The 14,911-nt window shown below is 40.5% G+C and carries 14 protein-coding genes; 11 read left to right on the forward strand and 3 right to left on the reverse strand.

Going from position 1 to position 14,911, the window contains the following annotated elements; all coding sequences use genetic code 11:
- Positions 1 to 187 precede the first annotated feature (187 nt).
- On the forward strand, positions 188 to 2,749 hold the full coding sequence (locus FOC72_RS04055) for a CAP domain-containing protein (RefSeq protein WP_002895326.1): 2,562 nt from the start codon (positions 188 to 190) through the stop codon (positions 2,747 to 2,749).
- Between the two features lie 162 nt (positions 2,750 to 2,911).
- Here FOC72_RS04055 and FOC72_RS04060 read toward each other — a convergent pair whose 3' ends face one another.
- The 3 genes from FOC72_RS04060 to FOC72_RS04070 all read right to left on the reverse strand — a co-directional run bounded on the left by FOC72_RS04060 (position 2,912) and on the right by FOC72_RS04070 (position 6,444).
- Positions 2,912 to 3,748, reverse strand: a complete 837-nt coding sequence (locus FOC72_RS04060) for a sugar ABC transporter permease (protein ID WP_002895328.1) — start codon at positions 3,746 to 3,748, stop codon at positions 2,912 to 2,914.
- Complete coding sequence (locus tag FOC72_RS04065) at positions 3,748 to 5,106, reverse strand: carbohydrate ABC transporter permease (protein WP_002895330.1); 1,359 nt, start codon at positions 5,104 to 5,106, stop codon at positions 3,748 to 3,750. The genes FOC72_RS04060 and FOC72_RS04065 overlap by 1 nt, the downstream gene beginning before the upstream one ends.
- Positions 5,107 to 5,187: 81 nt before the next feature.
- Positions 5,188 to 6,444 carry an extracellular solute-binding protein gene (locus tag FOC72_RS04070; RefSeq protein ID WP_002895331.1) on the reverse strand — a complete coding sequence of 419 codons (1,257 nt, stop codon included), beginning with the start codon at positions 6,442 to 6,444 and terminating at the stop codon, positions 5,188 to 5,190.
- 364 nt (positions 6,445 to 6,808) lie between these two features.
- On the opposite strand from FOC72_RS04070, the gene uvrC reads away from it, so the two are divergent.
- From uvrC to FOC72_RS04120, 10 genes are all read left to right on the forward strand, one after another.
- Complete coding sequence (gene uvrC, locus FOC72_RS04075; RefSeq protein ID WP_002895334.1) at positions 6,809 to 8,644, forward strand: excinuclease ABC subunit UvrC; 1,836 nt, start codon at positions 6,809 to 6,811, stop codon at positions 8,642 to 8,644.
- A gap of 127 nt (positions 8,645 to 8,771) precedes the next feature.
- The gene (locus tag FOC72_RS04080) at positions 8,772 to 9,203 is read left to right on the forward strand and encodes a hypothetical protein (RefSeq protein ID WP_002895337.1); all 432 of its coding nucleotides are present in this window, start codon (positions 8,772 to 8,774) and stop codon (positions 9,201 to 9,203) included.
- Positions 9,204 to 9,539: a hypothetical protein gene (locus tag FOC72_RS04085; protein WP_002895338.1), complete on the forward strand. Its 336-nt coding sequence runs from the start codon at positions 9,204 to 9,206 to the stop codon at positions 9,537 to 9,539.
- A 196-nt stretch (positions 9,540 to 9,735) separates the two neighbouring features.
- Complete coding sequence (locus tag FOC72_RS04090) at positions 9,736 to 10,230, forward strand: hypothetical protein (RefSeq protein WP_002895340.1); 495 nt, start codon at positions 9,736 to 9,738, stop codon at positions 10,228 to 10,230.
- Positions 10,206 to 10,685 carry a hypothetical protein gene (locus FOC72_RS04095; RefSeq protein WP_002895341.1) on the forward strand — a complete coding sequence of 160 codons (480 nt, stop codon included), beginning with the start codon at positions 10,206 to 10,208 and terminating at the stop codon, positions 10,683 to 10,685. The genes FOC72_RS04090 and FOC72_RS04095 overlap by 25 nt, the downstream gene beginning before the upstream one ends.
- Positions 10,682 to 12,793 (forward strand): hypothetical protein, encoded by a 2,112-nt coding sequence (locus FOC72_RS04100; RefSeq protein WP_002895342.1) that lies wholly within the window; start codon positions 10,682 to 10,684, stop codon positions 12,791 to 12,793. The genes FOC72_RS04095 and FOC72_RS04100 overlap by 4 nt, the downstream gene beginning before the upstream one ends.
- Before the next feature lie 17 nt (positions 12,794 to 12,810).
- Positions 12,811 to 13,143, forward strand: coding sequence for a hypothetical protein (locus tag FOC72_RS04105; RefSeq protein WP_002895343.1), 333 nt, complete (start codon positions 12,811 to 12,813; stop codon positions 13,141 to 13,143).
- A 255-nt stretch (positions 13,144 to 13,398) separates the two neighbouring features.
- Positions 13,399 to 13,875: a hypothetical protein gene (locus FOC72_RS04110; RefSeq protein WP_002897455.1), complete on the forward strand. Its 477-nt coding sequence runs from the start codon at positions 13,399 to 13,401 to the stop codon at positions 13,873 to 13,875.
- 77 nt (positions 13,876 to 13,952) lie between these two features.
- Positions 13,953 to 14,186, forward strand: coding sequence for a hypothetical protein (locus FOC72_RS04115; protein WP_002895345.1), 234 nt, complete (start codon positions 13,953 to 13,955; stop codon positions 14,184 to 14,186).
- Positions 14,187 to 14,206: 20 nt separating this feature from the next.
- Complete coding sequence (locus FOC72_RS04120; protein WP_002895347.1) at positions 14,207 to 14,689, forward strand: Imm6 family immunity protein; 483 nt, start codon at positions 14,207 to 14,209, stop codon at positions 14,687 to 14,689.
- The last annotated feature ends 222 nt before the right edge of the window (positions 14,690 to 14,911 follow it).

A 14,911-nucleotide genomic window follows, 5' to 3' on the forward strand; every position in this document is an offset into this window, starting at 1 on the left:
AGCAAAGTTAACTCTTAGAAAAGATCTAGGAGTTTTTCTTTATTCGATACAGAAATGCTCATTTTTGTTGGAAAAACCACCTTATTTTTCTAATACAACATTTTTGTAACTAAATTGTAATAAAAAAACTATTAAAAGGATACGTTTGCTACTAGTTAATACTAGCGTTTTGTGATAGTATATTACTATGCGGGCTGCTATACCCAGGTTAATTATAGTATGTGAGATTATAAAAAGGAGATTGATTATGGAAAAGAAAATAGGCAAGTCTGTTGTAGCGACTGGTATCGCGGCTACAACTATTATTTCTGGTGGACTGACCCATCAAGTGCACGCGGATGAGTTGGTTGAATCAACTGTAACAGCTCCACAAGCGACTGAAGTAACTGGAAAACCGGTGACAGCAGCAGATGTAGCTGTTGCCCAAGAAAATGCTGAAGCTGCCAAAGCTAAACTCGATGAGCAAAGATCGATAGTAGATACTGCTAAAACAGAAGCTGAAGATGCAAAAACTAGCGTGAAAGTGGCTGAAGCCGCAGTTGAGACTGCTAAAGAAATACAGGCAGAAGCAACAGAAGAAAATGTTGCTAAGGCGGAGACAGAAGCAAAAACAGCAGAGCAAGAGGTTAGTGCAAAAGACACTGCTGTTCGAGAAGCAGCGGCTAAAGCTGCTAAGGCAGAACAGGCTGTTAAAGATCAAGCAAATACTATTAAGGCGAGTCAATCTCTTGTAGATGTTGCAGAGACTGAATTGAAACAAGCTAAAACACCACTTAACTCAGAAGAGCAAGCTGTAGCAACTGCTAAGAGTCAGCAAAGTCAAGCACAGACTGCTTTAGACAATGCAAAGGCTGAACTGACAAAGGCAGAGCAAGCAGCTTCTTCTGCTCCACAAGTGCAGGCTGAAATCCAGAATAAAATCAATCAGGCAAAGGAATCTTTGGGTCAAACCAATCAAGCTATTAAGTCTCTTGAAGGGCAGATTCCGGCTGCCGAGCAAGCAGCAGCAACAGCTCCTGTTGACCTTCGCAATACGACTTATTCCCAATTTTTAGAAAATGTTCGTAACAATGCGGCTAATCAAGAAATTCGTGATGCTGCCAACAATGCACTTGCTGTTTACCAACGCGGACAAAATGAATTTGGTATCTCAGTTAATTCTGACCCAACCAGTCCAGCTAATCTAGAAAATAACCTGCAAGCTTTAGAGTTGGTTAAGGCGATTAATGCTTACCGTCGTAATGCCGGCTTACAAGAGTTGTTGGTTGATCCGTATGCGAATGTGGCTAGCCAGATTCAGACTATCTACTTTGAGCGCAATAACTGGCATATGGGTAAGCTGATTGGTAATGAGAATGTGGCGATTAGTTTTGACCCGCAAGGGGCTGTCAATTTCTGGCACAGTGAAAAAGAACTCTATCAAAAGATTGCGGCGCAATATGGACTGCCTACAGATGAAACTCAGATTGATGCTAATGCTATCTATATGAGAGTTGGAGCGGCTGTATTTGCTAAGATTGGCCACTATGTTCAGATGATGGACAATAAAGCCAATGCTATCTCGGCGGCTTATGATAAACATCCAAACCAATGGGGCACTCCTCATGGTACATCCGAAGTTGGTTTCCATCACATTAGCAACTTTGACCAACGTGTTAATAACGGTACTCTATTGACTGTTGCGGCTATGGAGCAGTTGTTGCGTGCTGGTGGCGGTCGTTCTGCAGGTTCTAACGCTAATGTTACAGCACTTAAGAATCAATTGGCTGAACTCAAGGCTCAAAAAGTCGGTCAGGAATCAGCTATCAATATCCTCAATGCTCAATTAGCTGATGCTCAAAAGGCAGTGGCAGCGCAGATTTCAGCAGTTGAAGCAGCTCGTCAGAAGGTAGCAACTGCTGAAAATAATCTAGCCTTGACCAAGCAAAATGTTGCCCTTAAGCAGGAAGCTCTCGATAGAGCTACAGCTAAGATTGCAGCAAGCTTGGCTCCTTACCAAACTAACTTGAGCAATGCTCAGGCAGTTCTAGCAGCAGCTAAGGATAAGTTGGCAGAACTTCAGTCGGCTCAAGAAGCTGCGAAAGCTAATTTGACAACTGCTCAAGAGGACTTCATGGCTGCTCAAAAGACATTAGCAGCAGCTAAAAAGAAAGTTATTGACCTTCAGAATGCTCCTCAGTTACTTGCAGAAGCAGAGCGGGAGTTGGCAGAAGCGCAGCTTGATTATGAAGCTAAACAAGCAATCTTAAATCAAGAGACTGCAACTTTAGCTGTTCTTGAGGAATCCTACAACAGTCTTCAAGCGAATTATGAAACTCTCTTGAATATCTTGAATCAAGCAGCTCTCCTGTATGGAAATGCTCTGAATAGTAACTATCGCTCAGGTGAAGATAAACAGACTCTAACTGCTGTAAAAGGCGGAGCTGCTGGTCCAGGTGCAGAGGATGAATCTAAGAAAGATTCAGATGCTAAGACTGCAGAAGTTCATGCGAACACTCGTGAAGTCAAAGGAGCAACTACAGGTGCTGTTCAAGCGGCAGGTAGTGACGTATTCACTGATTTTGTTGTAAATCCTGCAGCTCAACTTGCTAGCGTGGCTACAACTGCTGATAAGGCTCCAACAGTTCCTGCTATTCTGCCAAATACTGGTTCAGAAGCAGAACGCCTTGCAATTTTTGGTATGGCACTTGGTGCAGCTGCCTTTTTGGGAACCAACAAACGCCGTCGTAGAGACGAAGATTATAATTAAAGAAATACAAAATGAGCCTGGAATAATTTCCAGACTCATTTTTTGTCCAAGTTAATAAGTAATCTCATATAAAAGGGATGTGGAGTTAAGTTCCATATTTTCTAAGAAAGATAAAAACTTCCGATTTAAATTGTCGGAAGTTTTTGATATACATAATAGATTCTATTTGACTGCTCCACCTGTAACACCTTCTACATAGTATTTCTGCATGAAGATGAAGAGAAGAGTAATTGGGATAGCGATGATAATCGCTCCAGATGTGAAAGGTAAGAACCATTTATTGATGGCGTCCTTATTAAGCATTTGGAAAAGTCCCAAAGCTACTGTGTATTTTTCCTTGACATCGCCTAGAATGACAGAGGCGAAGATGAAGTCGACCCAAGGTCCCATGAAAGCCATAAGCGCTGTGTAAACGATAATCGGTTTTGACAGCGGCAATGTAATAGTCCGGAAGATTTGGAAGCGAGTCGCTCCGTCGATCATAGCGGATTCGTCCAAAGAATATGGGATAGTATCAAAGAAACCTTTGGCTATATAGAAGCCTAATGCAGCCCCAGCTGAATAAACCAGAATCAGTGAAGTCAGGGTTTGCGTCAAATTGAGTGCTTTCAAGATGTAGTAAACCGCAATCATAGACATGAAACCTGGGAACATGTTAAGTACCAGAGCCAGCTTGAGGAAACGGTTTTTATGCTTGAATTTGATACGGCTGAGTGAGTAAGCCATACCCACGGTAATCAAAGTAGACAGGATACAGGTCGCTGTCGCAACAATCAGGGTATTCATAAACCACTGAACAAAAGGATATGTGTTGTTATTAAACAGTCTGATATAGTTGTCAAGAGTATAAGTCTTAGGGAAGAAGTAAGGGACTGCATTCGAGCCTTCACCACGGAAACTGGTCAGAAAAATCCAGATAATCGGTGTAAGCCAGATAAATGCTAGAACAGCCAGTAAGACATAAATCCCTAATAAACTGAGTTTTTTTCTATTTTTCATTATTTAGCAGTTCCTTCCTTGAATGATGCGGATCTAGTATAGGCTAAGAGGCTGAAGGTTGCAGAGATTGCAAAGATCAGGATACCAATAACAGATGCTAGATTGTAGTCCTTGGCAGAAACAGTCAGTTTATAGAGCCAGGTAACCAAGAGGTCAGTTGAGCCTGCCTGATAGTAGGAAGAGTTAGTAGGTCCACCGCCTGTCAGGAAGTAAATAACGTTGAAGTTGTTAATGTTTCCGATAAACTGCTGAATGAGTGATGGCGCCATAATCAAGAGAATTTGAGGGAAAGTAATGCTCTTGAAGATTTGAAGCTTGCTAGCTCCATCAATCTCAGCGGCTTCGATTTGCTCGCTAGGTAGGTTCATGATAATCCCAGTCGCTACCAGCATGGTAAATGGAATACCAATCCACATATTGACAAGGATGATTGAGAACTTAGCCCAAACAGGGTCACTCAAGAATGGAATTGGATGCTGAATGAGATGGAGGCTTTGCAATAATCCGTTCAAAGGTCCATTGTCATTCAGGAAATTACGCATCAAGAGCAGGGATACGAATTGGGGTACAGCAATAGTGATAACGAAGAGTGTGCGCCAAACTTTCTTGTACTTGAGGCCTTTGGTATTGAGTAAGAGAGCGAGAACAATACCGAAGAAGAAAGTAGTAGCTGTCGCAGCAACCGCCCAAATCAAGGTCCAGCCTAAAAGTGGGAAGAAGGTGCTAGCCATGCGACCTGAGAAAACATCACCGAAGCTAGAGAAGCCAACCCAGTCAAAGAGTGATTTAGGAGCTGGATGGTTATGGTCAAAGTTAGTAAAGGCCAAACAGATCATATAGATCAGAGGCAGGATGGTAAAGAGCAGTACTCCGATAAGAGGGATGCTCATTAGGCCCATGTGAAATCGTCCGTCAGCCAGCGTCTTGAAGTCCTCAACGAAGTTAGGAATCTTCTGACCGGACTGCTTGAGAGCCATCAAGTGACGAGCACTTTTCAGGTTACACCAGTAGATGTAGGCGAAGACTGCACAGAAGATAAGAGAAGCAAGTCCAAAAATCAGCATCAGCATAGAGTTGTCACCGGCTACTTGAACTGTGATTTCCAAGCCGTTAACTTTTTTGATAGCTTCTCCCTGCTCTTGAGTCCCCAATGTAATCATGCCGCCAATAGCTGGTATGATTTGGACTGCAAAAGCAATCAGGAAAGCAATTTCTGAGAAGAGGAAGAGCAGCCCCTTGATAAATTGTTTGTTTACAAGGTTGCTCAGTCCCATTACCAGAAAAGAGAGTTTGACATCCCAGGTTCCTTCTTTAAAGACCTGAACCATGGATGCATTGTCATAGGATGACTGAGTCATAGTATTCTCCTTATATTTACAAAGAAAGAAGTGAGGAGGCTGCCCTCCTCACTTCAATGCTTATTTTTATTCGTTTGAGGATTATTTAGCTGCTGCTAAATCTTTATCAAACTGTTGTAATTTTGCGAGGTATTGATCTTCACCAAATTTACCGTTGTAAGCATCGCTGAGGATTGCAGCACTTTCAGTCCAGAAGACAGACATTTGGCTAAGTTTAGGCATAACTGTTGTGTAGGTATCAGAAGATCCCATTGTGATAACAGCTTGTGCCAAGGCATCTTTCTTCACATCTTCAGACTCTTGTACTTCTTTGTTAGCAGGGATGATGTGACGTCCTTCAAACTTGAATTGGTTTTCTTGGCTTTCTTTGCTAGTAAGTGCTTGAGCCAGTTTGTAACTTGCTGCGATACGGTCAGTGTCGCCGTTTGATGGTGTTTGGTTAACTGCGTAAAGTTTTACACCAAGGAAAGCTTTTTGTTGAACGTCTTGTCCACCGATGTTAACTGTTGGGTAAACAGAGATACCAAGGTTGTCTTTGCCGACAGCTTTTTCAGCAGCTGCGTAGTCCCATGGGCCTGATTGGAAAGCGTCAACTGAGCCATCTTCAAATTTAGCAAGAAGGTTAGAAGCATCTACGTTTACAAAACCGCTGTTATTCTTTTGAGCTGCGATGAACTTCAGAACGTTCACACCAGCTTCGTTACCCCAGTTTGTTCCGTCTACTTGCTCACCATCTTTACCAAAGAGAGTGTCGCCAACAGAAAGGAAGAGTGGAGCAGTAGCGTAGGCATTAACTTCTTTCAAGTTTCCGCCGAATTTAGCTTTAGAAGTGATGGTTTCATAAGACTTAACATCGTCAGCAGAAAGTTTTGACTTGTTATAGTAGGTTACTTGTGACTCGATACCGAATGGGAAAGCATAAGTTTTACCTTTGTACTGAGCACCAATAGCTGCTTGTTCTGTATCGTTCTTCTTGATTTCTTCTGCCATATTAGAAGGAACTTCTTGAATCGCTCCAGCTTCAACTAATTTACCAAGTTGGTCATGTGGCAGAGAGAAAACATCGGCAGCAGTACTAGCATCTTTTGTCAGATTTTCCTGAGCGTTTGGATCTTCCATTTCGACTACGTCAACCTTGTAGCCTGATTCTTTCTCGAACTTGCTAACTGTATCAGAGTAAGAATCTTTAGCACCGGTTGGTACCCAAAGTTTCAAGGTCTTGCTATCGGCTTTAGAAGAAGAGCTCTCCTTGCTACTATTCGAGCTACAAGCTGCTAACAGCGTTCCTGCAGCCAGCAAGCTGACACTGCCCAATACTACTTTTTTCCATGTTTTCATTCCTATTTCCTCCCGGAATTTTTATTTACAATCCTATTATGCAACCGTTTGCATTTTTTGTCAAGCCTTTTTTTGAAATTTTTTTAAAAATATATTAATTTTTCTAAAATTTTTCTATTTTATTTCTGTTTATTTAATCAAAGCCTATTAAAATGGCTGTGCAATCGCTTGCTTGATTTTTGCATAGAAAACGCTTTATTATGGAGAGGATTTTGTCTCATTCGCAATATATTTTTGGTACTTGTATGAAGAGATGAAGAGAAGTTGTTGTTCAGAATTATCTATGAAAGGAATTCAACTTATGATTTTCTAATAATCTAGTGTCTACCTGTTGAATACTCCCCTTTTCTGCTATAATAGACCTATGAACAAGCTAATCCAATCAAAGCTGGAACTGTTGCCGACCAGTCCAGGCTGTTACATTCACAAAGACAAAAACGGTACCATTATCTATGTCGGCAAAGCTAAGAATCTTCGCAATCGGGTTCGTTCTTATTTCCGTGGTAGCCATGATACCAAGACGGAGGCTCTGGTTTCTGAGATTGAGGATTTTGAGTTTATTGTCACCGAGTCCAATATTGAGGCTTTGCTGCTGGAAATCAACCTAATCAAGGAAAACAAGCCCAAGTACAATATCATGCTCAAGGACGATAAGTCCTATCCATTTATCAAGATTACCAACGAAACCTATCCGCGCCTAATCATCACGCGCCAAGTCAAAAAGGACGGCGGACTTTATTTTGGTCCTTACCCCGATGTTGGTGCGGCCAATGAAATCAAGCGTCTCTTAGATCGGCTCTTTCCTTTTCGTAAGTGTACCAATCCGCCTGAAAAGGTTTGTTTTTACTACCATCTGGGGCAGTGCAAGGCCCACACTATTTGCCAGGTAGACAGCCAGTATTTCAAGGAGCTAGCTCAGGAGGTTGCGGCCTTTCTCAAGGGTCAGGATGACCAGATTATTGAGGATTTACGGGGAAAAATGGCTGGCGCAGCGCAAGCTATGGAGTTTGAAAAGGCAGCGGAGTACCGCGACTTGATTCAGTCCATTGGCACCCTGCGAACCAAGCAGCGGGTTATGGCCAAGGATTTGCAGAATCGCGATGTCTTTGGCTACTATGTGGATAAGGGCTGGATGTGCGTACAGGTCTTCTTTGTCCGCCAGGGTAAGCTAATCGAGCGTGACGTCAACCTTTTTCCTTATTACAATGATCCTGACGAAGATTTTCTGACCTATATCGGCCAGTTCTATCAGGAAAAATCCCACCTCAAGCCCAATGAAATTTTGATTCCAGCAGATATTGACGAAGAAGCTGTCCGAGCCATAGTGGATACCAAGGTGCTTAAGCCCCAGCGAGGCGAGAAGAAGCAGTTGGTCAATCTCGCTATCAAAAACGCTCGAGTCAGTCTTCAGCAGAAATTTGACCTCTTGGAGAAATCTATTGAAAAGACCCAAGGTGCAATTGAAAATTTAGGGCAGCTTCTTAACATTCCAACACCTGTTCGCATTGAGTCTTTTGATAACTCCAACATCATGGGAACCAGTCCTGTATCGGCTATGGTGGTCTTTGTCAATGGTAAACCAAGTAAGAAGGACTATCGCAAGTATAAGATTAAGACTGTGGTAGGACCTGATGACTACGCCAGTATGCGTGAGGTCATTAAGCGACGCTATAGTAGGGTGATTCGTGATGGACTGACTCCGCCTGATCTGATAGTCATTGACGGAGGACAGGGCCAAGTCAATATTGCTAAAGAAGTGATTCAGGAGCAGTTGGGATTGGATATTCCCATCGCTGGACTGCAAAAAAATGATAAGCACCAGACCCATGAATTGCTCTTTGGTGACCCTCTGCAGGTTGTAGAATTATCCCGCAATTCGCAGGAATTTTTCCTACTCCAGCGTATCCAAGATGAGGTTCACCGCTTTGCTATTACCTTCCACCGTCAGCTCCGTTCGAAGAATTCCTTCTCATCGCAGCTAGATGGCATTGAAGGCTTGGGACCAAAACGCAAGCAAAATCTTATGAAGCATTTCAAATCTCTAACCAAGATTAAAGAAGCCAGTGTCGACCAAATCGTCGAAGTCGGCGTTCCACGAGCAGTGGCAGAAGCAGTGCGGGAGAAGTTGAATCCGAAAACTCAGGAGCAGGAACAGGCACAGTTGCGAGAGGTGGCGGAGCCACAAATAGGTTTGGAGTAGATGGGATTTGTTAATCATTAAGTGATTAGAAAATAAAACAATATATCTGGTATAAAAAAATGTTAAAAGTGTAAAAGGAATAATAATTATGGTAAACTAGAGGCAGCAAAAGAATGCGAGGTGTAAAATGGCAAGCGATGCAGAATTAAAAAGTCAGTATTACAGTGTCAAAGCTGATCGAGACCGTTACCGGAGAGTACGTGATGGTATTTCCAGTCATCGGCTAGATTACAAACGTTCTACTTCAGATATGGAAGATTATATCAGCTATATTGAGAGTATTGTTAATACCATTGATGGTGAAAGTGGTTATTTTTACTTGGAGTCAGCTTCGAGCAAATTAAAAGAGCATAAGCAAGTCCTACAGGATTATGTAGACTTTGTGCAGAATTCTAATTCGTCCTTTATAAGCCTTTATAATGATGTTGTAGCCAAGATTAGCTCTTTAGAATCTCAGCTAGAAAGTATTAAAACAGAGTACAATAAAGGCAAGAAGCACTTCAATAGACTTGGTTTGGATGAGAATCCGCTTGATTTTTTTGGAGGAGGCATCTTTTAAATGGATACAAATATCAATAGCATTCAAGATAGATTTTCTCATGATACAATTCGTTATGATGATGGAGAACTAAGGAATATCATCTCTCAGCTTAAGACGCTCCATGATTTAATCAATACAACTATTCCTTCTCAGGTTAACACCTTGGCACAAAAGGATTCGCTCTGGTCGGGTGAGACTAAGGAGCAGTATTTGGGACTTAAGGATTTCATTGAACAGTATCAATCAGATTTTTCAGAAGCAATTGGAAAGCTTCATGAGGCTACTGATGGGTTAGAGACTCTCTTTTATCACATTGAAGATGCACAAGTACTGAAGGATATTGAAAGCAAATGATATTTACACTTGAATCTTTATATGCACTGCATATGCTGAATTATAATGGTTACTCTGAGGATTTGTTTCTACTTCCTCTTCCAGAACTTACCGATGAGGAGAAGCCTGTGCAGCTCAAGCAGATACTGGAAAAGGGATTTTCTGACCTCCAGTCTATGGGGCTTATTGATGAAATAGTGAGCCAACAACAGCCTGCATGGCCAAAGCTGTCTATCTTCAAAAGTACCAAGAAGCTTATTCTCACTGCGAAGTAGATGATAAGTATTTTTGTGCTCAGTTAGTAGACTCCAATCGTTGGTATCATATCGTCATTGAAAAAGTAGATAAAAACGCCTATAGATTGGATCGTATACATAGCTTCCAATTTTTAGGTACGGTTATAAAGGAGCATCTTTTCTTGAGTGAGAAGATACCAGAACGAGATCCCAACCCAGCAGCTGCGGAATGGAGAACCTATTCTGAAGAGAGATTGATTATCTACTATCGTAAAGCGCCTGCTTTGAGAATTACGTCATACTCAGGACAAAATAAATCCAGAGATTATCTTTATCTGAATGCGCCTTCGGCTATCTATCAGTATGATGTTCTTGAGCAGAGAATCCGCTCTATCAGTACTGACGAGTTAAAGAAAGAAATCATCAACCAGTTGAAAGTGAGGATACAGCCATGCCAAAAATTAGTATTTCCTTAACAGAACAGGAGGAATTACTCTTAGCATCCCGTGAACTAGCAACAAGCTCTAGCCAGCTAACAACTCAATTGCAAGGTCTGATTGATAAAATTCCTGCTGTATGTAAAGAAGGATCTCTCCAATCTCGTCTGGGTGAACTTCCTCTCAATCATTTCACTGCAAAAGCGCAGACTTTTCAGGCGCTAACAGAGCTTCTTTTTCACCATATACAGGCAACCTACCGTGGCTTTATCGATACTGATAAACTTTTAGCAGCGGATATTGTCAATGCGGCCTTGGTAGATCCAAACCTAGATTCTGAAACTCGTCAAGCCTTAGAGCAGGATCCTCAGAAAGCTTTTGAGTTGACACGTGATGGTTTGAAAAAAGATCAAGCAGCGCCAGACTATAAGGGACCTAAATCAGAGGAAGCCATACTTTATAGTGGTCAGACTTCTCAGGGAGGTGCTTCATGACAGAGTACTATACAAATAAAAGTGACTTTGAACAAGGGAAGCGGATTGGTTGGTTTGAGGATAATGTCAGTCAGGTCAAGGACTTGCTCAAGGATATTTCGGAGACCGCTGAGATTGTCAAGAGTAACGATCTGTCCCACCTTTACATTGCCAAAGGAGGTGCGACCCTAGGCAAGGACATGCCAGAGAAGACCTTTGTTGATTCCGAGCACACTGTTTTGGATGTAATGGAGGAGATGAAGCGGGTGCATCGGGAGATTGTTCAAAACATTGAGAATAAGTACATAAGTGGTTTGGAAGATGCGATGGAGGCTCTGAATAAGATCAATGAAGGGAAGAACAAATATAAGTCTGAGCACTTGACCTATGAAGAAACATACACCTATCAGACATCTTATCAGACAGGTTATGGGATACAGACCGTTAAGGGCAAGCGTAAGGCCTATTACAGCCTGTCCGATATCTTGAACAGCGATAAAAGCCCTATCTCATCTGCTGCAGCTAAATATCAGGATAAGCTCAAGGTTGCCAAAGAAAACCTTGCAAAGCTGGAAGCGGAAGACAAGGAGACCTATGATAAAATCAAAGACCTGTCTGAGAAAGAGCTAGTGGAGACCTTCTTCCCAACAGAACTAGGTGAATACAAACGTCTTAAATCTACTTGGTCAAAAGATAATGAATGGTGGCTGGGTTGGGTGGATATAGGCGTCAAGGTCGTTGGGACAGCAGCCTTGGTTGTCGGAACATTTGCATCTGGTGGAACTTTAGCTCCAGTAGCTTTGGCTTTAGGGACAACACTTCTAGGTGGAGAAGCAGCTTATCGCGCTATCTCCGGAGAAACCATTACAGGCGATGTCCTAACGAATGAGCAGAGAATATGGGCCGGTGCAGAGGCAGTTACTACTCTTGTATCGGGCGGTCTTGGTTCCTACCTGAAGGGAGCCAGTATTGCAGAGCGAACAGTCTCCCAAGGTGTGCTCAATGCGGATAAGGTTGCCCGTTTTGGAGCTAATGCCTACGATGTTGCCCAGTTTGGCCATGACTTTATTGAAGATCCGCAAATGGCCCTGACTAACCTAGCAACCAGTCAGCTAATCGGTAGAACAGTGGGGCATCTTGGCCAGCGCTTTCAGGCTTATCGGGCTAGTAAAGCAGCAGATGTTAATCTGGGAAGCGGAAAGGCGACTTCCTATAAAGGTAGCATCCAGGAACGCTTGAGCAATACTTGGACAGATGTCAAGACTAAGGCGGGAAATGTCCGAGCCCAAGCTAGCCAGAGTTGGGATGATTTCAAAACGAAAGCGAATAATACGAAAAATCGAGCCTTGGCTTCTGGAGCGGAGAAGGTATCTGAAAAGCTTGATAATCTCAATGCAGCGTGGGGAGCTCAAAAGCAAAACTTCCAGAGGAATCTAGCGGCTATGCAAGGAAATCTTGCGCCTGAGCTTCAGTTGGCAGGAGGTGCACCGGGCATTGGAGTCAAACCTAACTTCTCTGAAAGTATGGAAAACCTATCTCAAAAGATCCAGCAGTTTTCTGTCAAGCGCAGACAACAGATTCAGGACTTTGAGGGAGTTGGAGGAAATAGCGGTTCGAAAACTGTATTTTCGAATACTATTGAAACCAAAACACCTGAAACCATTATTGCTGAGAGAACAAAAGGGTTAGATCTAGTACCTCATCCAACTACTCAAAAGCAGCTTAGTCCTAAAAAAATGAAGGAACTCAAACAAAAGATTGCTGATCGAACAATTACAAGAGAAGAATATGAACAGTATGATTGGAATAAAAGATTTACTCAGCGAAGAAATGAAGGAGTTGAATCTTTTTGGAGAGATGAAAGAGTACGCTTATCAAGAGGTGAAAAAGGGACTCGGAATTGGTCTGAAGATCAGATAAAAGATATTTTGAGTGGTAAGCGAGCGAAATTTGATGGAAAAACACTCCAAGGTCATCACACTTATAGTGCTTCTCAATATCCTCATTTAGCAAATAGAAGTGAAGTGATTTATCCTGTAACATTCAATGAGCATTTTCGCGGATGGCATGGTGGAAACTGGAAAACAAGTTTACCAGGTAAACGAATTGATATTATTGATGATTTTTAATATAGGAAGGAATAGTCATGGAAACAGTAGATATAATAATTAAACAAATTACAAATAAAACAATGACATATAAGGTGTTAAGGGAAGTTACCCCATTCTCTTTAAGCGAAATAAAGTCTAGAATAGAAAAACACGAACCAGTAATGTCAGCCAATGATTTGAAACTAGATGAATTAAAGAAAATTAGAGAAGCAATAAACCGATTAAATAATTTAGGAACTAAAGTGATAATAAAGGATGTTACTGGTGAAATAACTTTAGAAATATTGAATAATATTATTACTAGTTATGAGGGGATTGCAAGAGACACAGAAGAACTAGATGAACTTATGTTTTCTGATGAGGAATAAAATGCCATATATTGAAACAGATTTATCATTTTAAACAAATAATAAGTTTCAAGAGTATTGAACCATCTGAGATATTTTGGATGGTTTTTACATCTTCGGAGATTTTTTGTTATACTATATTTATTAACTATTGTCTTTTTAAGCTACTTTCTTGTAGGAAGCATCCCTGTTGATTTACTTATAGTGCTTCATAATATCCACACTTAGCAAATAGACCAGAAGTAATTCTCCCAGTTACCTTCGAGGAATAAATAGATGAAATTAGATACTAGAGTTGAACAAGCTTTGCGAGATATAAATTTTGTAGAGAGATATGAAGCATTGTCCAATAAATTTAGTAGGGGTAGGACTCCTAAGGAGAAAGCTTTGGATTATTATGATGGTGATTTTTTAATGGAAATAATCAATTCATTCGGTTATGAAGTAAAATTTAATAAGAAAGAGTATTTTTTCTCGTTAAAAAAGGAAAAAAATGGTCAATATGAATTCGGTTTTAAATTTTCTTTGGAATATGGAATGGTTGAATTGATTTGGGACTTAAAGGATTCAAACCAAAAAGTGTTGCTAGGAACTAATTTGTTTACAATTGTAAGATTACTAACTTCACCGGAAAATAAGATAATGGATCCCATTATTTCCGATTATGTAGATTTTCGGGATGTCATGAAAATCGCTTTTGAAATGTATGAAGATTTTAAGCAAGCATTTTTAAAGATTTCTGAAGTGGAGTAATTTTAAAAATTACAATAGTAGAAAACCATCCAAATAATTTTGGATGGTTTTCACATTTTGAAGAAGCAGTACAACATATGGATCCTGAAAAAGTAAAAGGTACATTAGAAATGCATCAATCTAATCCAAGTGGTGTATGTACTTCGTGCATTTCTGGCATCACAAATGAGGCTGCTAAAGAAGGAATTTTTTTACAATTTTCAAAAAAATATCCAGATTTAAAAATTGTGGTTACATCAGTCGAGAGAGAGGGTGTTAGAAAAGTTGGAAGGTTAAATTTCACAATCCAAAATGGAAAGTATTTGAAGTAGTGAGGTAAGGAAAGTAAAAAATGAGTAAAAATATAAACGCAATATATAAACTAGGGATTGCTACGTGGTTATCCAAATCTATGCAGGAAAGTAAGTTTTATAAAAATATTGATGAGCTTCTTGAAGCTTGTTGGGAATGGGTAGAAAATCAGGAGGTACCAGCAGATTATTTATACTCTCTTCTTGATGATGGGACTGAATTTGGCGGGGCTTTTATTTATATGCAAGAGGATGATCCAAAATATGAATCAAGGTGGAACTGTATCTTTGAAGCGGGGGCTTCGATATCTTCATTAGCTTTTGAGTTCGAGGGAAAAGAATATAAACCTGCTTTATTAGAAGAAATTGATTCTGAACAAGAAGAGGAGTACTTTAATGAACAATTACAGGATATTTTTGGAAACAAAATTGATGTTTTAGAAAATTACAAAAAATATTTATCAAGCAATCTTGATATAACAAAAGATGGAATTTTAAATAAATTATCAGAGATACTCGGTTAAATGTGAAGTTAGTAATATTTCATTTTATCAGCTGTTAAACTGTCGGGTTAAATGTATACAAAACATAGAGTTGGTAGATAGCTTTTTTAAAGTTTAATGAATATAATTGATATACATAAAACGAAACCATCCAATTCAAATGGATGGTTTTCTCGTTTTTCAAAAGTTTTTGTTATACTAGATTTATCCCTTTAATACACTGTATTCAGTCAATGATTGGTT

This window comes from Streptococcus sanguinis (assembly GCF_013343115.1).
GTDB classification, from domain to species: Bacteria; Bacillota; Bacilli; order Lactobacillales; family Streptococcaceae; genus Streptococcus; species Streptococcus sanguinis_H.

Coding starts and splice junctions, on each gene's coding strand:
- FOC72_RS04105 (WP_002895343.1), top strand. CDS start 12,811: ATGGAAACAGTAGATATAATAATTAAACAAATTACAAATAAAACAATG.
- FOC72_RS04115 (WP_002895345.1), top strand. CDS start 13,953: ATGGATCCTGAAAAAGTAAAAGGTACATTAGAAATGCATCAATCTAAT.
- uvrC (WP_002895334.1), top strand. CDS start 6,809: ATGAACAAGCTAATCCAATCAAAGCTGGAACTGTTGCCGACCAGTCCA.
- FOC72_RS04095 (WP_002895341.1), top strand. CDS start 10,206: ATGCCAAAAATTAGTATTTCCTTAACAGAACAGGAGGAATTACTCTTA.
- FOC72_RS04060 (WP_002895328.1), bottom strand. CDS start 3,748: ATGAAAAATAGAAAAAAACTCAGTTTATTAGGGATTTATGTCTTACTG.
- FOC72_RS04085 (WP_002895338.1), top strand. CDS start 9,204: ATGGATACAAATATCAATAGCATTCAAGATAGATTTTCTCATGATACA.
- FOC72_RS04090 (WP_002895340.1), top strand. CDS start 9,736: ATGGCCAAAGCTGTCTATCTTCAAAAGTACCAAGAAGCTTATTCTCAC.
- FOC72_RS04120 (WP_002895347.1), top strand. CDS start 14,207: ATGAGTAAAAATATAAACGCAATATATAAACTAGGGATTGCTACGTGG.
- FOC72_RS04070 (WP_002895331.1), bottom strand. CDS start 6,444: ATGAAAACATGGAAAAAAGTAGTATTGGGCAGTGTCAGCTTGCTGGCT.
- FOC72_RS04100 (WP_002895342.1), top strand. CDS start 10,682: ATGACAGAGTACTATACAAATAAAAGTGACTTTGAACAAGGGAAGCGG.
- FOC72_RS04080 (WP_002895337.1), top strand. CDS start 8,772: ATGGCAAGCGATGCAGAATTAAAAAGTCAGTATTACAGTGTCAAAGCT.
- FOC72_RS04065 (WP_002895330.1), bottom strand. CDS start 5,106: ATGACTCAGTCATCCTATGACAATGCATCCATGGTTCAGGTCTTTAAA.
- FOC72_RS04055 (WP_002895326.1), top strand. CDS start 188: ATGCGGGCTGCTATACCCAGGTTAATTATAGTATGTGAGATTATAAAA.
- FOC72_RS04110 (WP_002897455.1), top strand. CDS start 13,399: ATGAAATTAGATACTAGAGTTGAACAAGCTTTGCGAGATATAAATTTT.